The organism is Streptomyces sp. NPDC048106 (assembly GCF_040706415.1).
Taxonomy (GTDB): Bacteria; Actinomycetota; Actinomycetes; order Streptomycetales; family Streptomycetaceae; genus Streptomyces.
Genome location: NZ_JBEZND010000007.1, coordinates 229,817 through 249,480, shown reverse-complemented (window position 1 = coordinate 249,480; position 19,664 = coordinate 229,817). Strand labels below are relative to the sequence as shown.

17 protein-coding genes are annotated in these 19,664 nt (G+C 74.9%); 6 read left to right on the top strand and 11 right to left on the bottom strand.

All coding sequences use genetic code 11. From position 1 onward, the window contains the following. Positions 1–28 precede the first annotated feature (28 nt). The 8 genes from AB0927_RS10115 to AB0927_RS10080 all read right to left on the bottom strand — a co-directional run bounded on the left by AB0927_RS10115 (position 29) and on the right by AB0927_RS10080 (position 10,702). On the bottom strand, positions 29–1,717 hold the full coding sequence (locus AB0927_RS10115; RefSeq protein ID WP_366667074.1) for a class I adenylate-forming enzyme family protein: 1,689 nt from the start codon (positions 1,715–1,717) through the stop codon (positions 29–31). Continuing rightward, complete coding sequence (locus AB0927_RS10110; RefSeq protein WP_366667073.1) at positions 1,714–3,450, bottom strand: CoA transferase; 1,737 nt, start codon at positions 3,448–3,450, stop codon at positions 1,714–1,716. The genes AB0927_RS10115 and AB0927_RS10110 overlap by 4 nt, the downstream gene beginning before the upstream one ends. Continuing rightward, on the bottom strand, positions 3,447–4,256 hold the full coding sequence (locus tag AB0927_RS10105; RefSeq protein WP_366667072.1) for a methyltransferase domain-containing protein: 810 nt from the start codon (positions 4,254–4,256) through the stop codon (positions 3,447–3,449). The genes AB0927_RS10110 and AB0927_RS10105 overlap by 4 nt, the downstream gene beginning before the upstream one ends. A gap of 191 nt (positions 4,257–4,447) precedes the next feature. After that, positions 4,448–6,019 carry a class I adenylate-forming enzyme family protein gene (locus AB0927_RS10100; RefSeq protein ID WP_366667070.1) on the bottom strand — a complete coding sequence of 524 codons (1,572 nt, stop codon included), beginning with the start codon at positions 6,017–6,019 and terminating at the stop codon, positions 4,448–4,450. Then, entirely contained in the window at positions 6,006–7,376 is a 1,371-nt protein-coding gene (locus tag AB0927_RS10095; RefSeq protein WP_366667069.1) for an FAD-dependent oxidoreductase, read from the bottom strand. Before AB0927_RS10095 ends, AB0927_RS10100 begins: the two co-directional genes overlap by 14 nt. Beyond that, positions 7,373–8,347 carry a UbiA family prenyltransferase gene (locus tag AB0927_RS10090; protein WP_366667068.1) on the bottom strand — a complete coding sequence of 325 codons (975 nt, stop codon included), beginning with the start codon at positions 8,345–8,347 and terminating at the stop codon, positions 7,373–7,375. Before AB0927_RS10090 ends, AB0927_RS10095 begins: the two co-directional genes overlap by 4 nt. A gap of 121 nt (positions 8,348–8,468) precedes the next feature. Next, entirely contained in the window at positions 8,469–9,611 is a 1,143-nt protein-coding gene (locus AB0927_RS10085) for a DegT/DnrJ/EryC1/StrS family aminotransferase (RefSeq protein ID WP_366667067.1), read from the bottom strand. Then, positions 9,608–10,702: a DegT/DnrJ/EryC1/StrS family aminotransferase gene (locus AB0927_RS10080; protein WP_366667066.1), complete on the bottom strand. Its 1,095-nt coding sequence runs from the start codon at positions 10,700–10,702 to the stop codon at positions 9,608–9,610. The genes AB0927_RS10085 and AB0927_RS10080 overlap by 4 nt, the downstream gene beginning before the upstream one ends. A gap of 377 nt (positions 10,703–11,079) precedes the next feature. Here AB0927_RS10080 and AB0927_RS10075 point away from each other — a divergent pair, with 377 nt between their 5' ends. From AB0927_RS10075 to AB0927_RS10050, 6 genes are read left to right on the top strand one after another with little or no spacing between them, the layout of a single operon-like run. After that, positions 11,080–12,147, top strand: coding sequence for a Gfo/Idh/MocA family oxidoreductase (locus tag AB0927_RS10075; RefSeq protein ID WP_366667064.1), 1,068 nt, complete (start codon positions 11,080–11,082; stop codon positions 12,145–12,147). A gap of 1 nt (position 12,148) precedes the next feature. Next, positions 12,149–13,027 (top strand): sugar phosphate isomerase/epimerase family protein, encoded by an 879-nt coding sequence (locus AB0927_RS10070; RefSeq protein WP_366667063.1) that lies wholly within the window; start codon positions 12,149–12,151, stop codon positions 13,025–13,027. Beyond that, on the top strand, positions 13,024–14,304 hold the full coding sequence (locus AB0927_RS10065) for a M20/M25/M40 family metallo-hydrolase (protein ID WP_366667062.1): 1,281 nt from the start codon (positions 13,024–13,026) through the stop codon (positions 14,302–14,304). The genes AB0927_RS10070 and AB0927_RS10065 overlap by 4 nt, the downstream gene beginning before the upstream one ends. Before the next feature lie 8 nt (positions 14,305–14,312). Beyond that, entirely contained in the window at positions 14,313–15,428 is a 1,116-nt protein-coding gene (locus tag AB0927_RS10060; RefSeq protein WP_366667061.1) for an Ldh family oxidoreductase, read from the top strand. After that, positions 15,425–16,390 carry a Gfo/Idh/MocA family oxidoreductase gene (locus AB0927_RS10055; RefSeq protein WP_366667060.1) on the top strand — a complete coding sequence of 322 codons (966 nt, stop codon included), beginning with the start codon at positions 15,425–15,427 and terminating at the stop codon, positions 16,388–16,390. The genes AB0927_RS10060 and AB0927_RS10055 overlap by 4 nt, the downstream gene beginning before the upstream one ends. Next, positions 16,387–16,827 carry a hypothetical protein gene (locus AB0927_RS10050; RefSeq protein ID WP_366667059.1) on the top strand — a complete coding sequence of 147 codons (441 nt, stop codon included), beginning with the start codon at positions 16,387–16,389 and terminating at the stop codon, positions 16,825–16,827. The genes AB0927_RS10055 and AB0927_RS10050 overlap by 4 nt, the downstream gene beginning before the upstream one ends. A gap of 167 nt (positions 16,828–16,994) precedes the next feature. Here the strand turns inward: AB0927_RS10050 and AB0927_RS10045 are convergent, their stop codons facing one another. The 3 genes from AB0927_RS10045 to AB0927_RS10035 form a co-directional block, all read right to left on the bottom strand. Further along, positions 16,995–17,528 carry an EF-hand domain-containing protein gene (locus AB0927_RS10045; protein WP_366667058.1) on the bottom strand — a complete coding sequence of 178 codons (534 nt, stop codon included), beginning with the start codon at positions 17,526–17,528 and terminating at the stop codon, positions 16,995–16,997. A gap of 156 nt (positions 17,529–17,684) precedes the next feature. Then, a complete protein-coding gene (locus tag AB0927_RS10040; protein ID WP_366667057.1) occupies positions 17,685–18,944 on the bottom strand; it encodes a nucleotide sugar dehydrogenase in 1,260 nt (419 codons plus the stop codon). 57 nt (positions 18,945–19,001) lie between these two features. Further along, entirely contained in the window at positions 19,002–19,310 is a 309-nt protein-coding gene (locus AB0927_RS10035; protein WP_366667056.1) for a hypothetical protein, read from the bottom strand. Positions 19,311–19,664: the final 354 nt, after the last annotated feature.

Below are 19,664 nucleotides of genomic sequence, written 5' to 3'. Positions count from 1 at the left end.
CGAAGCGGCGCCCAGCACCCGCGTGAGTTCACTCTCCCGATGCTGACCAGCGTGCTGCGCGTCCGGCGGCTGCGGCCCGAGCGGTGAGCGTCCGGTAGCAGATCTTGCCGGTGGGGCCGAGGGGCATCTCGTCCACCAGCAGGAGGAGTTCGGGGTGTTTCCGGCGGCCCAGGCCACGGTCCAGCAGGTGTGCGGTGAGGTCGGACAGTGCCGGAGGGGGCGTGCCCGGGGCCGGGCGGACGCAGGCGCACACGCGTTCCCCGAGGTCCGGGTCGGGCACCGGGACGCACACCGCCTCGGCGACGGACGGGTGGCCGGCCAGTTCGTGCTCGACCTCGGCGAGGCTGATGTTGCGGCCGCCGCGTACGGCGATGCGCTTGAGCCGGCCGAGGACGTGGAGTCTGCCGTGCTCGTCCAGGCGGCCGAGGTCGCCCGTGCGCACCCAGCCGTCGGCGGTGCGGTAACGCGCGTTCAGTTCCGGTGAGTTGACGTAGCACAGGGGTGTCATGGGGCCGAGGGCCTCGATCTGTCCGCTGCGTCCGGTGGGCAGCGGTGTGCCGTCGGGGCCGGTGATCCGGATGCGGGCGACCGCGGGGTCGGGGGTGCCGGCGCTGCCTGCCGGGGGGCGACTCTCCCCCGCCGTATGGCAGTTGACGCCGTCCGAGGAGCCGTAGACGGTCACCACCGGGCGGCCGAAGCGCCGGCGGCATGCCTGCTCGACGGCCGGCGGCAGGGCGGCGCCGCTGGCGACGACGGCACGCAACGACGAGGTGTCCTCGCCCGGTTGAGTCGGCAGGTCGGTGATCCGCCGCAGCATGGTGGGCACCGCGAACAGATGGGTGGGGCGGTGCTCGGCCACCAGTCGCAGCGCGCCCGCCGGGTCGAACCGCGACGGCACGATCAGGGTTCCGCCGAGGACGGCGAGGGTGACCGGTGTGCCGAGGGAGCCGAAGGAGGAGGCCAGCGGGACGAGGACGAGGTGGCGGGGCGGCACCGTGGGGTCCGGGTGCAGGGAGCGGACGTAGCGGGCCCGGCCGCCGGCCAGGGCGTGATGGCTGTAGGCGACCATCTTCGGCTCGGTCTCGGACCCGGACGACACCAGGATGCGGGCGGGGCCGTACGGGTCGACGGGCCGCGGTTGCCAGGACTCGCGGGCCGGGGGCCGCTGGATGTCCGGGCCGGGCGCGCGTGTGTCGTCCGGGCCGGGTACGTACACGGTGTCCAGGTGGGGAAGGTCCACCGCGGCCTGTTTCCGCGCCGCCGGGGCGAGGACGACGGCGCGGGCCCGGGAGCGGGCGAGCAGGGCCCGGGTGTCGCGGTCGTCGCCGCCCGGGGGCAGCGGAAGGGCCACCGCGCCGATCGCGTACACGGCGAGTTCCGCGGCCACCGCGTCGCGTCCGTCGGGCAGCCGCAGCGCCATCACATCCCCGGCGGCGAGGCCCGAGCGTGCGAACAGCGCGGCGGTACGGCGGACTTGGGCGCCCAGGGCCGTGTAGGACAGCATCCCGGCGTCGTCCACCACGGCGGCGCGGTCGGGATGTGCACGGACCCGGGCGGTGAACAGCGTGTACAGGTCGGTGTCCGGGCACAGTCCCTCGCGCACCCAGGCCTCGCGCCGGGCCCGGGGCACGAGGTCGGGGAAGGGCACACCGGCGCGTGAGGTCCACACCAGGTGGCCGCCCGGGGCCGCGGGAAGGGTGGCGGGGGCGACGGTCATGCGAACTCCCAGGGCGCGTGCGGTCGGGCGTGGCCGGTGGCCGGTTCCGGTGGTGCGACGGCCGTCTTGAAGGCGGGGTCGTCCGCCATGGCGGCCAGGTCGGTGTGGACGGGGGTGGCGGTCAGGCCCGCTTCGGCCAGCCGTCGTGTCCCCTCCTCGGTGGTGAGGGAGGCGAAGTCCGCGCGGCCCAGCAGGCGGCGGGCCTCCCCGGGATGCGCGCGGGCCTCGGGACCGAGGTACAGGTGGCCGTCCACGGTGCGCAGCGGCCGGTCCAGCTCGGTCCAGCGGACCCGACGGGCGGGACGCGGGATCAGGGCGGCCGCGGAGACCAGGCTGGAGTCGACGCGGCCGCCCCGGCCGGTCCGTTCCCGGGCCGCCAGCGCGGCCAGCACTCCCTGGGCGCACACCAGCCCGCCGAGCACGTCGGTGAGGGTCATCAGGGAGGGGGCCGGGGGTTCGTCGGCCGGTCGTACGGCGGCGGCGAGTCCGCTGTGCACCTGGGCGAGGTAGTCGGTGCCCAGCGGCGGCCGGTCGCCGAGGGTGTCGCCGAAGCCGGAGGCCCACGCGTACACCAGGGCGGGGCGGACGCGCAGCAGGCCGGAGGCGTCCAGACCGAGCCGGCCGGCCTTGCCGGGGGCCCAGTTGTGCACGAAGACGTCGGCGTCGGCGGCCAGCGCACGCACCGCGTCGCGGCCCTGTGCCGTGGCGAGGTCGGCCTCGACGACCCGCTTGCCCGCGTTGAGGGCCGTGAACCGGGCCGAGGTGCCCTTGGCCAGCGGGGGCAGCCAGCGCATCGGGTCGCCGCCGGGCGGCTCGATCCGGATCACCTCGGCACCGAGCATCCGCAGGACGTGCCCGGCGAGGGGGCCCTGCACCCTGCGCGTGGACTCCACCACCCGCAGACCCGCGAGCGGCAGAGGCGGGGCGGCGCCGCGGCGTGGCGCGGGCACGCCGGTGTCCGGCCGCGCCGGTGCCGGTGCCGGTGCCGGTGCGGGGGTGAAGCGCCAGGGGCCGGGGTGTACGTCCGGGGCGGGGTCGGAGCCGACGACGAGGAGGCTGACGCCGGTGGCGTACGCGGCGGCCCGCAGGTCCGGCAGGGTCCGGCGACGGGCGGCCTCGCGCAGTTCGCCGGGCAATGGGCAGACGGCGGTGGCGAATCGCTGCTGGAAGGGCAGCCAGCCACGGCCCGCGAGGGCGGGCGGCACGCCGAGCCGGGCCCAGAACTCCCGCCAGGCCAGCGGGTCGAGGGTCTCCAGTTCCACGCGGGCGCCGTCGGACGCCTCCAGGGTCGCCAGGCCGCACGCGTACGGCTCGGGTCCCGCCGTCGACGGTTCGGGCGGGCCGTCGTCCTCGCGGGCCGTCGCGGCGGCGAGGTACTGGCCGACCGCCAGCAACGCTCCCTGGGCCACCGAGGTCCGCACCTCGCGCAGGTCCAGCCCGCGGGCCCGCCCGATCCCGGCGGCGGTGACACCCTGGGCGGCGAGCACCCCGGCCACCACCGAGGCGTAGTCGACGGCGAGCGGGACGGGGCCGCCGGTGGCCCGGCCGTGCACGTGCATGAGCCCGCAGGCCGCCTGTACGGCACGCTCGTCCGGCAGGTCCAGGGCGACCGGGCCGGCCCAGTCGATGGTGTGGCGCGCCTCCCGGTCCCCCGGCCCGGTGTGCCGCAGCAGACGGTCGGCGCCGGCGGCGGCGACCGCCGGCCGTACGACGGTAGGAGGGCTCGGTGTCACCTGTGCTCCTCGCCGGGCCGGCGGCCCTGCACCGAGTAGAAGACGCTGGAGGCGGCGCGGAACGACGGGTCCCGCATCAACCGCCCCACCCGGTCCAGCTCCTCGTCGGTCATGCCCTGCTCCACCAGGCGGTCCCGGAGGTTGCGGGTGTGGTTCAACTGGAGCCCCAGGCCCGGGTCCTGGGCGTGGCGTACGCCGATGGCCAGATGGACGTCGATGGCGGTCAGCCCCGCCGCGCGCAGGGCACCCGGCACCCTCCGTCCCCAGTGCGGGTCGCCGCCCGCGGCACGCATCGCGGCCGTCTTGGCCCGCAGGAACCGGATGTACAGCTCCTCGGACGCCGCGTCCGGAGTCAGCAGCGGCGGCTCGTAGGAGGCGTCGATCTCGTCGATCTGCAACAGCCCGCCGGGCCGCAGGGCGCGTACGAGCCCGTGGAGCACGGCGTCGCGGGAGGGCACGTGCTGGAGCACCAGGCGCGCCACGATCAGGTCGTAGGCCGCCTCGGGCAGCGGGTCGCGGGTCACGTCGAGGGCGGCGACGTCGAGCCCCGGGCCGGGCACGAGGTCGCGGGGGTCGCGGTCGGTGGCGAGCACCGAGCCGTCCGGTGCGACCCGGTCCGCCAGCCAGCGGGAGACGCTGCCGCCGCCCGCGCCGAGTTCCAGGCAGTGCCAGCCCGGTCCGACGCCGGCGGCGGCCAGGCGGGGCAGGGTCACCGGGTCGTAGGCGGCCTCCAGACAGCGGTGCTGGTCGCGGCTGTGCGCGGTGCCGTTGCCGAAGACCGCGCGGGCGGGGGCCGGCGGTGCCATGAGGGGGGCTCCTTTCATCGAAGGGGTCGGCCGCTCATCACGCGGCCGGTCGTGAACGCGGTTGAACCACAAGGGGGTTGAACTGGGAGGTGGTTGAAGGGAAGGTGGTTGAACTGAGAGGCGGTGAGACGAGAACGTGGTGGGGCGAAGACGCGGCCGGCCGGAAGCACGGTCGCCGACGGCGCGGCCGGTCAGGTCCAGCGCCCGCTGCCCGCGAGCCCCGCGCCGGTCAGGCGCTGGGCCAGGGCGGCGCGGCGGACCTTGCCGGTGCCGGTGCGGGGCACGTCGTCCCAAGTGAGGACGGCGGGTTCGCGCAGCGCCGGCAGCCCGTTCGTGGCCTGTTTCCAGGCGTCCGGGTCCAGTCGGCCGTCGGCGGTGACGACGACGGGCAGCGGATCGCCGTCCGCGGCGCCGAGGACCACGCATTCCAGGGCCTGGGGCAGCCGTTCCTCCAGGACGTCCTCGGTCCGCAGGCAGCTCAGGCCGGGCAGGCTGTCGACCTCGCGGTCCAGGAGGCTGACGCTGCCGTCGTGGTGGAGCACGCCCACGTCGCCCGTGGACCACCAGTCGCCGACGCGCTTGGCGTCCCAGCGCTCGTCCTCGCCGAGGTAGCCCAGGGCGAGGGCGGCGGTGCGCGCCAGCAGCAGGCCGGGGCGGCCGCGCGGCACCGGGCGCAGGGTGTCCGGGTCCACCGCGCGCAGCCGGGTCCGGCCCGGCACCGGGCGGCCCAGTCGGCGCGCCGTGGACTCCGCGTCCGGCGCGAGCGTGCCGCGCCGGGTGTGGAAGCGGAAGGTCAGCGGTCCGGTCTCGGTCTGGCCCCAGCCCTGCATCCACAGCGGGCGGGCGCGGCGGCTGGCGGCCAGGTAGGCGCGCAGGGCGGGCGGGTGGACGGCGTCGTAGGTGCTGATGTAGAGGCGGACCCGCCGGAAGGGGTTGTCCAGCCGGGTGGTGAGCGGTCGCAGCCGGACGTAGGTGGCGGGCAGGGCCTCGACGACGGTGGGCGGGTGGGCGCGCAGCAGCGGATCGGCGGTGTCCGGGTCGTCCCCGGTGAGCAGGACGACCTCGGCGGGTGGGGCCGACAGCACCACCGCCGTCCAGCAGAAGGTCCGGCCGTGGGCGTACGCGCCGGCGTTGAGCAGGACGTCGTCCCGGCGGATGCCGATGCCCGGGTAGCGCACCGCCTCGAAGCGGGCGAGTTTGTGCACGAGGGTCCGGGTGGAGTGGACCACCAGCTTGGGCAGCCCGGTCGTGCCCGAGGTGTGGTGGATGACGAGGGGGGCGTCGTCGGGCCGCCGTACCGGCGGCTGGGGCCGGGTGGCGTCCAGCGCGGCGAGGTGGACGGCGCCGGGCACGGCGCGGTCGAGGGTGACGCGGACCGGCGGGCTCGCGTCCCGGCAGTGAGCGAGCACGTCGGAGGTGGTGACCAGGGCGGCCGGGCGCAGCCGTGCCAGCAGGGTGCGCAGGCCGTCCGGGGCCTGCCGGGCGGACAGCAGCGCGGGGACGGCGCCGGCCCGGACGGCCGCGCAGGCGAGCAGGTCGTAGTCCCAGTGGTTGTCCTTGACGATCGCCACGCGGTCCCCCGGCCGCACTCCGGCGTCGGTCAGCCGGGCGGCGGTGGCACGGACGAGGTCCGCGAGGTCGGCGACGCTCCAGCGGGTTCCGGCCTCGGGGGCCAGGTCGAAGGGGCGGTCCAGGTGGAACACGGTGCGGGCGCCGCCGGCCGCCGCCTCGTCGAACAGGGTGCCCATGTCATGCGGTCGCAACGGTCTCCTCCAGTCGCTCGGGGCCGGCCGGACGGGGCCGTCCCAGCCGGCTCAGGACGCGGGACGCGGCGAGCGCGCCCGCGCGGACGGCGCCTTCGGACGCGGGCCGGAGCATCACCCAGTCGCCGGCGTACTCCACCGCGGCAACGGGCCGGTTCAGGAAGGCGGCGCGTTCCGCGAGGGCCGCCGGGGTGGCTTCCGGCAGGCCGTGGCGGAAGGTGTGCACGAAGTGGTGGCGGCGGGCGGCGCCGATGCCCGGGACATAGCGTTCGGCCGCGTGGACCAGCAGGTCGGCGGCCTCCGCGGGGTCGGCGTCCAGCAGTTCGGGGACCCGGTGCGGGTCGGCCACGAGGGTGATCAGACCGCGGTCGGCGGGGGCCCGGCCGGGGTCCTTGGCGTGGTCCACGACGACCCCGGAGAGCACCTGTTCCTCGGCGGCCGGGGTGAGCAGGATGTGCACGGGGCGCCGGGCGGCCGGGGCCAGCGGGCGGTCCAGCAGGCAGCTCACCTTCATCATCGGGGTGAAGGTGCAGGCGGTGAGGAACGGCCGTTCGCAGGCGGGGGCTTCGGGGCGCAGGGCCGCGGCGACGGGCGCGGGTACGGCGAGCACCGCGGCCCGCGCCCTGACCTCGCCGTCGTCGAAGCGCAGGACGGCGTGCCCGCCCGCGTCGACGACCTCGCGCACCGGGCGGCCGGTGACGACCTCGGTGCCGTCGGCGAGCCGGCGGGCGAGGAAGTCCATGCCGTCCCGGTAGGTGCGCCAGCCGGACGGGGACCCTGCCTCCAGCAGCAGGCTGACCAGGGGGGCGGCCGCCGAGCGGGCGGTGTCCCAGCCGAAGAAGCAGCCCGCGACCGGCTGGAAGAGGTAGTCGTGCAGATCCCGGTGGTAGCGCGCGGTCGCCTCCCGGACGGTGGCGGCGCCCAGCGGGGTGCTCTGCGGGTGGTCGCCGTCGAAGCCGGCGCGGCGGCGCCCGGACCAGGCGGAGAAGGCGGCCAGGTCGAGCCGGGCGCGGGCGGACAACCCGGCGCCGGTGAGCACGGCGGTGCTCTCCCCGAGGCCGGGACGGGCGCGGCCGCCGCGCCAGACGGCCACCCCGCCGCCGACCCGGGGCACGTCCGCCGCGGTGACGCCGAGCCGGCGCAGCAGTTCCCAGGTGGCGCGGTAGCCGCGGGAGGCGACCTGTTCGGCGCCCGTGTCCATCGTCCAGCCCTCGTGCCGGAGGCTGCGCATCCGGCCGCCCACGTGCGGCAGTTGCTCGTGAACGCGGACGGAGAGCCCGGCGCGGCGCAGTTCGTGGGCGGCGGTCAGCCCGGCGATGCCGGCGCCGACGACGGCGACGTCCAGTTCGGGTGTCATCGGGTGGCCCCCCATCCGACGAGGACGTTGGCCACGGTCATCAGCAGCACGCTGAGCCGGTGCACCGTGAAGCCCGTGCGGCGGGCGGTCATGATGTCGCCGCGGACGAACCCGGTGAGGTACTGCCGGGTGCGCAGCGCGGTCGCCGGGAGCATCAGCGGCGCGAACCACCAGGGGGCCGCGCCGGTGAGCGAGGCGAGGGCGCCGATGAGGAACTCGGCCGCCGACAGCGCCCCGATGAAGACGGCGTTGCCCCGTTCCGAGACCAGGGCGGCCACGGTGGGGCGGCCCACGGCCCGGTCGCCCTCGACGTCGTTGGTGTTGGAGTAGACGCCGAACATCAGCGGCCCGAACCCGAACAGCACCGCCTGCACCATCAGGAAGCCGGCGGACTCCCCCGTCAGCAGGCCGTACGGGACGATGACCAGCACGGCTCCGAGGGCGACGAGGAACGCCTCCTGGAAGCCGTGGTAACTGATTTTCAGGCCGTACGAGTACTGCAGCGACACCACGAACAGCGCGCCCGCGGCGACGAGCGCCCACAGCGGCCGATGGGGCGCGAGCACGACGGCGGCCGTCCACAGCAGCGCGCCCGCCGCCGCGCAGGTCCAGGCGAAGCGCAGTGCCTGGGAGGCCGTCAGCACCCCGGCGACCAGGGGTTTGCGTGCCTTGCTGCGCAGCGGGTTGTCGGGGCCGTAGTTGGCGAGGTCGCTGCCGTCGCGGAAGCCGGTGACGTCGTCCAGGGCGACCATCGCCATGAGGACGGCGATCTCCCCGGCCAGGAAGAGCGCCAGGACCAGCGCGGCGCGGACGGTGAAGTCGCCGAGCGGGAAGAGGGCGGCGGTCAGGGCGAGGAGGATGCCGAGGTAGTAGTCGTACACGTCCAGCTTGCCGAGTCGCGCGTAGGCGCGCAGTCTGCCGGGGGCGTGGGCGGCGGCCGTGGGAGGGCCGGCCACGATGCTGTCGGTCATGGGGCCTTTTCAGGTTGGGTCTGTGTGAGGTGGTGCCCGCGCCCACCGGGCGGGACCGCGGGGGTCTCGCCCCGCGGGGGCGGGCGGCCGGCACGGGTCGGCGGCGGACGGCCGCCGCCCGTCAGCCGTGTCCGGTGGCGAAGGCGCACACGAGGTCGGCGACCCGCTGGACCTGGGCATCGGTCAGCAGGTGGTGCACCGGCAGCGCCAGATGGCGGCGGGCGGCCTCTTCGGCGGCGGGCCAGCGCGCGCCGGGCGGCGCGTAGGGGGCGAAGGCGCCGTGCGCGGGCAGGGGGCGCGGATAGTAGACGTGGGTGGCCACTCCGTGCCGCGCCAGGTGGGCGGCGAGCGGTTCCCGGGCGTCGGCGAGGACGGTGTACACGTAGTAGCACCGGCCGTCCCCGTCGGGCGGCGGCGGGACCACACCGCGGTCGGCCAGCGGTGTGAAGCGCTCGGTGTAGTAGGCGGCGATCTCGGCCCGCCGCGCGAGGCGTGCGGGGAAACCGGCGTAGCGGTGCGTCTGGAAGGCCGCCTGGATCTCGTCGAAGCGGCTGTTGACGCCGACGGCGTGGTGGACGAACCGCCGCCCGGGGTGCTGGCCGTGGTTGCGCAGCATCCGCACCCGCTCGCCGAGCGCCGGGTCCCGGGTGATCACCATGCCGCCCTCGCCGGGCATGCCGCACGTCTTGACCTGGACGAAGGAGTAGACGCCCGCCTCGCCCCACAGTCCGGCCGGCACGCCGCGCAGCACGCCGCCCTGGGCGACCGCCGAGTCCTCCGGCAGGCGCAGTCCGTGGCGGTGGGCCAGCTCGGCGAACCGGGGCATGTCGGCCATCACGGAGAACATGTGGGCGGGCAGCACCGCCCTGGTCCGCTCGGTGACGAGCCGTTCGGCGTGGTCCGGGTCCATGGTCATGGTGTCCGGCCGGATGTCGGCGAAGACCGGGGTGGCCCCGACCTCGACGACGCAGGAGGCCAGGGGCGCGCAGCCGAAGGCGGGGACGATCACCTCGGCGCCGGGGCCGATGTCCATGGCGCGCAGCACCAGCGAGAGCGCGGAGGTGCCGCTGGAACAGGCGATCGCGTCGGCGGCGCCGAGATCGGCGCGCAGCAGCTCCTCGAAGGCGGCGGTGCGCGCGCCCAGGATGAAACGCTGCTCCGGGTCGAGGCCCACCTCGCGGACGAGACCGATCAGTTCGCCGCGGTCGGCCTCGAAGAGGGCGGGCGGGAAGAAGGGGACGGCGGCGGGAGGCGTGGTGGTCATGCGGTGGTCCTCGTCGTGGCGAGGAAGGACCCGATGGCGTCGCAGACGCGGTCCAGGTCGCCGGGGTTCAGATCGGGGTGGAGCGGCAGGGCCAGGGCCCGCCGGGCGGCCGCCTCCGCGTGCGGGAAGTCGCCGGGCCGGTGGCCCAGGTGGCCGAAGGCGGGCTGGTGGGGCAGCGGCAGCGGGTAGTAGACCTCGGTGCCGATGCCCTGCCGGTCGAGGCGGTCGGCCAGGGCGTCCCGGTGCTCGGTCTCGATCAGGTAGACGTAGTGCACGTCGCGGTCGTCCGGCGTCTCGGCGGTGGTCCGCGGCAGGCGGAGGATCCCGGGCAGGTCCCGCAGCCGGGCGGTGTAGGCGGCGGCCAGTTCGGCGCGGCGCGCGATGTGCTCCTCAAGCAGGGGCAGTTTGGCGAGCAGGACGGCCGCCTGGATGTCGTCCATCTTGCTGTTCGCGCCCGGCAGCGCGCTCTCGGTGGAGATGGCCGGGAAGTGGTTCAGCGTACGGCCGCCCCTGCCGTGGTGGCGCAGGGCCGCGACGGTGGCCGCCACCTCCGGGTCGTCGGTGAGGACGGCCCCGGCGTCGCCGATCGCGCCGAGCGTCTTGGCGGGGAAGAAGGACAGGACGCCGCCGATGCCGTGCAGGCCCGCGTGGACGCCGCGCCGGCGCATGCCGATCGCCTCGGCGCTGTCCTCGACGACCGTCAGGCCGTGCCGCCGGGCGACGGCGTCGACCGCCGCCATGTCGGCCATCGTGTGGAACAGGTGCACCGGCATCACGAACCGGCTCCGCGGGGTGACGGCGGCGTCGAGCGCCGCGGGGTCCATCGCGTACGTGCGCGGGTCGATGTCGACGAACTGCGGCCGTCCGCCCGCGAGTACGACGGCCGAGGCGGTGGCGAAGAACGAGTACGCCGGCACCAGGACCCCGTCGCCGGGCCGCAGTCCGCAGGCGCGCAGCAGCAGCACCAGCGCGTCGGTGCCGCTGTTGACACCGATCACGTGCCGGGCACCGGTGTACCGCGCGAGGGCCGCCTCGAGTTGTCCGACCTGTTTTCCGTGGCTGAATTTGCCGCTGTCGAAAACGTCGTCCAACGCTTTTTCGATGGATGGCCACAACCGTTCGAAAGTCGCGGCCTGGGAAAAGAAGGGAATCGGTTCGGCCGTCCCCGCGGCGGTCGGTGACGCGCCCCCGGCCGACGCCCGAAACTGTCCACTGGAAGGCAAACTCTCACCCGTCCCGTCGTTTCTGTGGAACGGCAACGCTAGTCGGACTCTTCCACTGACGGAGAAAGGAAAGGATCATCTTCACACTTTGTGGGTAACGGCGTTCCGGATCGCTTGACCCTTTCCTCACCGGGCCGCAATAGTCGTGCGGCGCACCGGAGTTGTGCGCGAGGTGACGCGAACGGCGCGTCCCGCGCCCGGTGTTCTCTCGCCTCTTCCCCTCTTCCCCTTTCCCAGGAGGCCCCGTGCTGCAGCCCCTCGTGGTCGGGCTCGGCCGTTCCGGTTCCGGACTGCACCTGAGGACCCTCGTCCGGCTCGCCCGGCGCACGGGGGCCACGGACGATCCGCTCATCGCCCTGCCCGCGGTCGGCTGCGACCCGCGCGCCGGCGCACCGGGGAGCGCGGGCGCGCCCGGTGAGCTCACGGCCGTCAGCACGCTGGACCAGGCCCTGGCCCGGGTGGACCCCGCCACGGCGGTGGCCCATGTGTGCACGCCGCCCCGGCTGCGGTACGAGGTGATCGCGCGGCTCGCCGCACACGGCGTCCGCCGGCTGGTCGTGGAGAAACCCCTCGCCGCCTCCGCGGCCGAACTCGACGCCCTGGTCCGACTCCGGGAGCAGGCAGGGCTCGACGTGGTGGTCGTATCGCACTGGACCAGCTCCCGGCTCGCCGGGCGGCTGCGCCGGCTGGTCCGCGAGGAGGTACTCGGCCCCCTCCGCCGCATCACCGTGGACCAGCACAAACCCCGCTTCGTGCGGTCGCTGACCACCGACGGCCATCCGACCGCCCTGGACGTGGAGATCCCCCACTCCCTGGCGCTCGCCCTGGACCTCGCCGGTCCGGCCGAACTCGGCGCCGCGCGCTGCTGGGACCTGCGCTGCGAGGACCGCGCGCTGCCCCGGCTCGGCGGCGCGCACGTCGAGCTGGAGCACCGGTCGGGGGTGACGACGCTGCTGCGCTCCGACCTCGGCGCGCCCGTCCGCCAGCGCAGCGTCGTCTGCGAGTTCGAGGGCGGGACGGCCACGGCGCACTTTCCGCTGAGCGAGGACGACGACCATGCCCAGCTCCTCGTGCACGGTCCGGACGCCGGGCCCGAAGCCGGGCACCACGTCTTCCGCGACGACGCCCTGACCGACTTCCTGGAGGGCGCCTACCGCGGCTTCGCCTCGGGAACGGCCGACGCCGCGAACTTCCCGCTGGCCCACGCGACCGCCCGCCTCCTGTGCGAGGCCCGCGAGCACTGTGCCGTCGTACCGCGGCCCGCCGCCGTACCGGTCGCCACCGTACCGCGGGCCCGTGCCGGGAGCCGCTGACATGGGCTCACAGCACGTCGGCGCCCACGGCTTCGGACCGCTGGCCGGCATCGGGGACGAGGCCGCGCCCGGCGCGGGCGGCCAACTGGCCGCGCTACGACGCCTGGGCTGGACCGCCATCGAACTGCGCGCGGTCGACGGCACCGCACTGGCCGACCTCTCCCCCACCGCCTTCGGGACGCTCGCCCGGCGGCTGTCGGACGCGGGCGTCACCGTGACCGCCGTGGCGTCCCGGATCGGGAACTGGTCGCGTCCCGTCACCGGCGACCTCGGCCCTGACCTCGCCGAACTCGATGTGCTGGCCGAGCGGTGCGCCGCCCTCGGCTGCCGTCTGGTGCGGATCATGTCGTACCCGAACGACGGCCTGCCGGAGCGGGAATGGGCCGACCGCGTGCTGGCCCGCACCGCCGTCCTCGCGGACCGCGCCGCGCGCGCGGGCCTGCTGCTGGTGCACGAGAACTGCGCGGGCTGGGCCGGAGACCGGGCCGACCGCGCGCTGCGCCTGCTGCGCGCCGTCGACAGCCCCGCCCTGCGGCTGCTGTTCGACACCGGCAACGGCGTCCCGTACGGCTACGACGCCCCGGCCATGCTCCGCGAGCTCGCGCCACACGTCGCGCACGTCCACATCAAGGACGCCGTCCGCCTGCCGGACGGCTCCACCGCCTACACCCTGCCCGGCGAGGGCGCCGCCGGGGTGGCCGAGTGCCTGCGGATCCTGGCCGCCCACGGCTACACCGGGGCGCTCTCCCTCGAACCGCACCTCGCCGTGCGGCCCCACGAGGGACTGGCCCGGGCCGGTGCGGACGCCGGTGACCTCTTCGTCCGGGCCGGACAGGCGCTGGCCGCCCTGCTGGCGGGCCTCCCGGAGGGCCCGGCGTGAGCGCTGTGTTCACCGGACGGCACCGCGCACTGCTCCTGGACCTGCTGCGGCTGCCGAGCGTCAACCCGCTGGAGGCGGCCCCGGACGATCCGCCCTCCCGGCTGCCCCAGCTCCTGGAGCGCTACGCGGCGGCCGCCGCCGAGGCCGGGTTCCACACGGTACGGCTCGCCGCGCCGCCCGCCGGCTGCCTGGACCGCCCCGGCGTTCCGGCCACGGTCCGGGCCGCCGCCCGCGATCCGCGCTTCCTCGCCGGACAGCCCAGTCTGCTGCTGCGGCTGGGCCCCGAACGTCCCCGCGCGGACACGGTGATGTTCAACGTTCACCTGGACACCGTCGCCGGTCATACCCCGCCCGTCTTCGACGGCACGCGGTTCACCGGCCGGGGCGCGGTCGACGCCAAGGGGCCCGCCGTCGCCCTGCTCGCCGGGCTGACGGCCGCCGCCGCGCACCCCGCCGTCGGACGGGACGTCACCGTGCTGGTCCAGGCCGTCGCCGGGGAGGAGGGCGGTGCCCTGGGCACCTACGGCACCCGCCCGCTGCTGGAGGCGGGGCATCACGGACGGCTCAACGTGTTCTGCGAGCCGACCGGCCTGCGCGCGCTGCCCCGGGCCACCGCCGCCATGACCGCGCGGATCACCGTGGCGGGCGAGGACGCGGTGGACGACCATCCGGACGCCGGGCACAACGCCACCGTGCTGCTCGGCTTCCTCGCCCAGCATCTCGCCGCCCGTCTGGACGGGGCCGTGCCCGGCGCCCGGGTGTGCGTCGCCGGGCTGCACACCGGCCGCACCCACAACCGCGTCCACGGCACCGGCACGCTGCTGCTGAACCTGTCGTACCGCACCACCGCCGATGGCGGCCGCCTGAAGACCGCGGTGACCCGGCAGTTCGCCGACGGTCTCGGCCGTTTCACCGAACTCTTCAGCGCCACACGGGAGTTCGGCCGCACCGCACGCGACGCGGGACGGATCACCCGGCTCGGCTGGGACAAGCAGGGGCTGCCCGCGCTGGACAACCGCGACCCGTGGGCCGAGGCGCTCCTGGCCCGGGCGGGGGCCCGGCCCCCGGCCGACGACCCGGGCTTCACCTGCGACGCCGTCTGGGCCGCGGGCCTCGACGGCGCCTTCACCGCGGTGCTGGGGCCCGGCTCGCTGGCCGCCAACCGCGCCCACGCGCCCGGCGAGTTCGTGGACCTCGCCGACCTGGAGGACTTCGCCCGCGTGATCCGCCGGCTCGTCACGTCCTTCGCCGAAGAGAACCGAACCACCCTCCCGTAAGGAATCCGATGACGGCACCACCCGCTCCCCGAGCGGCCGCGCACACCCCTGTCCTGGTCGACCACGCGGAGCTGCACACCGCGCTCACCGCCCTGTTCGCCGGCCACGGCATCCCGGCCGCGCGGGCCCGGCTGGCCGCGGACGCGCTCTGCCACGGCGATCTGACCGGGCTCGACTCCCACGGCGTGTTCAACCTCGGCCGCCTGTACCTGCCGTTGCTCGCCTCCGGCCGCTGCGATCCGCGCGCCGAACCGCGGACCCTCACCGACCTGGGCGCCTGCGCGGTCGTGGACGCCCGCCGCGCCCTGGGCCTGTGGGCCGCGGCCGAGGCCATGGACGACGCCGTGGCCCGGGCCGGCCGGCACGGTGTCGGGCTGGTGTCGGTGCGCGGCGCGACCCATTTCGGGTGCGCCGGGTTCCACGCCGCCCGTGCCGCTCGCGCCGGGATGATCGGCGTGGTCGCCAGCAACTGCGGCGGCCAGCGCATCGCGCGGCCCCCGGGCGGCGCGGTGGCGATGCTCGGCACCAACCCGCTCAGCGTCGCGGCGCCCGCCGTCGACGGACACCCGTTCCTGCTGGACATGAGCACCACCGTCGCCCCCACCGGAAAGGTGCGCGTCGCCGCCCGCCGCGGCGACCCGGTGCCCGCGGGCTGGCTGGAGGACGCGGCGGGCGAGCCGGTGACCGACCCGGCCGCCTTCGACCGCGGCGAGGCATTCCTGCGCTGGCTCGGCGGCAGCGCCGAGACCGGCGTGCACAAGGGCTTCGGGCTCGGCATCGCGGTGGAGCTGCTGGCCGCCGTGGTCTCCGGCGCGGCCGTGGGTCCCGCGCCCGAAGCCCTGGAAGGGGACGGCCGACCGCATGGCAGCGACGACGACATCGGTTTCTTCCTGCTCGCCATCGCCCCGCAGGTGCTGCGCCCCGACGCGGACGTGGCGGGCGCGACCCGGTCCCTGTTCGCCGCGCTCACCGACTGCCCGCCGGTGCGCGACGGCGAACCGGTGCGCTATCCGGGCTGGTGGGAGGCGGAGCTGGCGGCCGAGCGCCGCCGCGACGGCATCCCGCTGCCGCCGCATCTGTACGAGGAACTGACCGCGCTCGGTCTGCTCGGGGGCCGCCGATGAACCGGCCCCTGCGTCTCGGGGTCATCGGCCTCGGCGCCATCTCCCCCTACTACCTGGCCGCCGCCGCACGGCTGCCCGGCTGGGAGCTGACCGCCGTGTGCGACACCCGTGCGGGGGCCCTGGAGCGGCTCCCCGGTCCGGCGGCGCGCTTTCGCGACCACCGGACGCTGCTGGCCGAGGCCCGGCCGGACGCCCTGGTCGTGGCCGTCCCCAACGACGTGCACCTGCCCGTGTGCCGGGACGCGCTGAGCGCCGGTGTCCCGGTGTGCGTGGAGAAGCCACTGGCCCTGACCGCGGTCGAGGGCCGCGTGCTGGTGGACCTGGCGCGCCACCGCGAGGTCCCGCTGATGACGGCGTTCCACCGCCGCTACAACACCGCCGTCCGCGACCTGGCGCGCCGGGCGGCGGGCCGGGAGGTCCGCGCGGTCCGCGTGCGGTACCTGGAGCGCATCGAGGACCATCTCGGCGGCGAGGACTGGTACCTGGACCCGGGTCGGTGCGGCGGGGGCTGCCTGGCCGACAACGGTCCCAACGCCCTCGACGTGGTACGGCTGTTGCTCGGCGACCTCACCGTCACCGGTTGCGCGGTCGAGCGCGACGGCCACGGCGTCGACCGCCGGGCGCTGATCCGGCTGCGGGCCCGCACCGGGGCGACGGCGTCGGTCGAACTCGACTGGTCGTATCCGGGCGAACTCAAGGACGTCGAGGTCGAGTTGGCCGACGGGGCGGTGCTGCGCGCGGACATGCTCGCCGGGCACACCGCCTTCAAGGGGTCGCTGTGGCACGAGTACGAGGCGATCCTCGGCGAGTTCGCGGGGCTCGTGCGGGCGCGCCGCCCGGCCGGTCCGGGGGCGCACGGGGGGCTGCCCGCGCTGGAGTTGGTGGCGGCGGCCTATGACTGCGCCCTGCCCGCGGCGCAGGTACCGACGACGCAGGCGCCGACGGCGGAGGCGGGCCGGTGAACCCGGCGGAGGACGGCCCGAAGCGCGTGGTGCGCGGCACCCTGGTCAAGGTGCTGGTGCACCGGCGCACGGACCGGGGCATGCGGGTGGCGGAGCACGCGGCGCGCTGTGTCCGGCGCGGTGAGGTGCACGAGCTGGTCACCACCGACCAGTGGGAGCCGCGTCCCGGTGCCCGGATCGACCGGGTGGGCTTCCTGGGCTTCGTCGAGCTGGGGTGCGGCGGGGTGATCGACCGGGGTGACGTGGTGTGTGTCGGGGACACGGCGGTCGGCAGGGTGCTGGGCTTCGACGCCTGTCATCTGCCGAACCACTACAACATCCTGATCCACGCGGACCGTTCGGTCAGCGGCCGGGACCTGGAGCTGCGGCCGGAGCTGGCCGTCACCTTCACACAGGGCCGGGTCGGGGAGGAAGACGGCGCGCCCCAAGCATCCTGACCACGCGAGTGGGCCCCTGTACCCGCCTTCGGGTACAGGGGCCCACGGCTGTGCGGGGCCCGTACGGGTCCGGCCTCCGCCTCCTCACCGGTGTGGCCGGGCACCCGGGTGGCGCCGGCCGCTGAGCCCGGCGGCGCCACCCGGTTCACCGGAGACGGTCCGGTGGATCAGCCGAGCAGCTCGACCTCGAGCCGGCCGAAGTGGAAGTCGCGGACGACTTCGAGGAGTTCGTCCTCGGACAGGCGCCCGTCGCCGTTCTTGTCGACCTTCTGGAAGGCCAGCCCGGCCTCGGAGACCGGCACGCCGACACCGGCCAGCCAGGCCTGGAACTCGCGGGCGTCGATCTGGCCGTCGTGGTCGTCGTCGCAGAGGCGGATGAGCGCCTTCACGACGGGCGACAGGGCACGGTTGAAGCTGGCCTCTCCCTCCTTGAACAGCATGTCCCCGGTGGCGTCGAGGAACTGCTGGCGGCTGATGGCGCCGCCGGCCTCGACACCGGCCTTGTCGGCCAGGTACTCGTACAGCCCGTTGAAGGCGTTCTCGAGTTCCTCCACCTCCGGCGAACCGGCGTCCTTGCCCAGGTTCTGGGCGATCCGCGCGGCCTCGCTCTGGAAGTCGGCGGCGTCGAGGACTCCGTTGCCGTCGGTGTCCCACTTCTCGAAACGCTTCGCCAGACGCTCGTTGGCGGCAGCAGTGCTCATGTGTTTCTCCTTTTTAGACGGTGTTGCGGTGATGACGAACCGCGGCGCCTGGGCAGGGCCGCAACCACGCACGGCGGTGCCGGTGCGCGGGCTATGGGGGGCCGGCTTCGGGCCGGCCGGAGGATGCGCCGGACGGGGCCGGCGGGAGATGAGGGCTCAGAGCAGGGTGACTCTGCTGCCCACGGCCTTGCCGCGGGTGTCCAGCAGGGCGCAGCGGGCCTGGCCCAGCGTTTCCCTCGCGTAGCAGGCGTGGTCCTGGAGCAGGACGGCCACGTCGGCCTGGTCCAGGGCGTCCTGAAGGTTCTCGGCGCGGCACAACGCCCGGCCGCCGACGGTGAATTCGGGCACGTAGGGGTCGTGGTACGACACCTCGACGCCGGCGGCGAGCAGTCCCTCGGCCACCTGACGTGCCGGTGTCTCGCGGATGTCCGCCACATCGGGTTTGTAGGTGACGCCGAGCAGCAGGGCCCGTGCGCCCTCGGGGCGGCCGACGGCCTCGGTGAGGAGGGTCAGCGCGCGGTCCACGACATGGTCGGGCATGCGGCTCAGTACGTCGTGGGCAGCCGCCAGGGTACGGAAGGCGAAGCCCTGGGACTCCGCGCGGGCGGCCAGATAGCGGGGGTCGACGGGGATGCAGTGCCCGCCGACGCCGGGTCCGGGAGCGAACGGCGCGAACCCGAACGGTTTCGACGAGGCGCAGTGCAGCACGTCCCAGATGTCGATGCCGGTCTCGTGGCAGAACAGGGCCACCTCGTCGACCAGCGCGATGTTGACGTAGCGGTAGGTGTTCTCCAGGAGCTTGGCCATCTCCGCCTCCCGGGTGCCCCGGGCGACGACGAGTTGGTCCACGAACCGGGAGTAGAACGCGACGGCGTGTTTGGCGCACAGCGCGGTGTGGCCGCTCACGATCTTCGGGGTGTTGCGGATGTCCCAGGCCGGGTTGCCGGGGTCGATGCGCTGCGGCGAGTACGCCAGGTGGAAGTCCTCACCCGCCTGGAGCCCGCTGCCTCGCTCCAGCAGCGGCCGTACGACGTCCTCGGTGGTGCCCGGGTAGCTGGTGGACTCCAGGACGACGAGCGTGCCGGGGCGCAGCCGGGCGGCGACGGCCTCGGTCGCGCCCTCGACCGCGGACAGGTCGGGCAGTCCCTCGTCCGTGAGCCCGGTGGGGACGCAGATCACCACGATCTGCGCGCCTTCCAGGACCGCGGGGTCGTCCGTGGCGTGGAAGCCCGCGCGCAACATGGCCGCGACATCGTCGTCGTCGACCCCGCCGACGTGTGAGCGGCCGTCGGTCAGGCCGTTCACCACCGTGCGGGACACGTCGTATCCAGCGGTCGTCAGGCCGGCCGAGACCGCGGCTCGGGAGAGCGGCAGTCCGACATGCCCGAGACCCATGACGACGAGTTCGGCGGCCATGTGCGCAGGTTCTCCAAGGTGTGGAAGCAGGTGTGAGGCGAACAGGACGGCTGTGGCTCAGGCGGAGAAACTGCCGCTGCCGGGCGCCACGTGCGAGCCGTGTCCGGGGAGCACGACCAGGCCGGGGGTCAGGCAGAAGGGGTCGCCGTACACCGTGACCGGCCGGTCGGTGCGGTTCGTCAGCACATGTGCGTCCAGCGGGAGTTTCTGGCATCCGTACGGGTCGTGGTAGACGGTCAACGGTGACAGTTCCGTCCTGAACACCACGACGTCGCCCTCTTCCGCCGCGTGGGCGGTGCCGGCGGTGGCGCTGACCGCGATCAGGGCACTGGCCGCGGCGAGCAGGGCGATCCGGGTACGGCGCATGTATCACTCCAGTTCGATGGCGTTGTCGTTGAGTTAATTATTTTCTAGCGGAACACCAGATAAGCGCAGAACCTCTCGCAAGCACCTGAACCGGCGATACGATCAACCGAAGTTGACGTCAGGAACGTCGTTTTCCCGGAAATGAGAAGACCGCCACCCCTGGCGGGCGGCGGTCACGCTCGTGTCGGTCCCGTCTGTGATCAGGACCCGGGGGAAATCAGTGCTGGACCGGCGGGCAGTAGCCGGTCTGGTCGCCGATGGAGTTGATCTCGGCGTTGGACCTCGGGTCACCGGCGTAGTTGATCTGGTTGGTGCAGCTGACCCCGGACTTCTTCGGGGTGCCCGAGGGCTTGG

Bases quoted from the DNA above. Each gene is read 5' to 3' on its own strand.
- AB0927_RS10115 (WP_366667074.1), bottom strand. From the start codon at position 1,717: ATGACCGTCGCCCCCGCCACCCTTCCCGCGGCCCCGGGCGGCCACCTG.
- AB0927_RS10105 (WP_366667072.1), bottom strand. From the start codon at position 4,256: ATGGCACCGCCGGCCCCCGCCCGCGCGGTCTTCGGCAACGGCACCGCG.
- AB0927_RS10095 (WP_366667069.1), bottom strand. From the start codon at position 7,376: ATGACACCCGAACTGGACGTCGCCGTCGTCGGCGCCGGCATCGCCGGG.
- AB0927_RS10090 (WP_366667068.1), bottom strand. From the start codon at position 8,347: ATGACCGACAGCATCGTGGCCGGCCCTCCCACGGCCGCCGCCCACGCC.
- AB0927_RS10085 (WP_366667067.1), bottom strand. From the start codon at position 9,611: ATGACCACCACGCCTCCCGCCGCCGTCCCCTTCTTCCCGCCCGCCCTC.
- AB0927_RS10070 (WP_366667063.1), top strand. From the start codon at position 12,149: ATGGGCTCACAGCACGTCGGCGCCCACGGCTTCGGACCGCTGGCCGGC.
- AB0927_RS10060 (WP_366667061.1), top strand. From the start codon at position 14,313: ATGACGGCACCACCCGCTCCCCGAGCGGCCGCGCACACCCCTGTCCTG.
- AB0927_RS10055 (WP_366667060.1), top strand. From the start codon at position 15,425: ATGAACCGGCCCCTGCGTCTCGGGGTCATCGGCCTCGGCGCCATCTCC.
- AB0927_RS10045 (WP_366667058.1), bottom strand. From the start codon at position 17,528: ATGAGCACTGCTGCCGCCAACGAGCGTCTGGCGAAGCGTTTCGAGAAG.
- AB0927_RS10040 (WP_366667057.1), bottom strand. From the start codon at position 18,944: ATGGCCGCCGAACTCGTCGTCATGGGTCTCGGGCATGTCGGACTGCCG.
- AB0927_RS10035 (WP_366667056.1), bottom strand. From the start codon at position 19,310: ATGCGCCGTACCCGGATCGCCCTGCTCGCCGCGGCCAGTGCCCTGATC.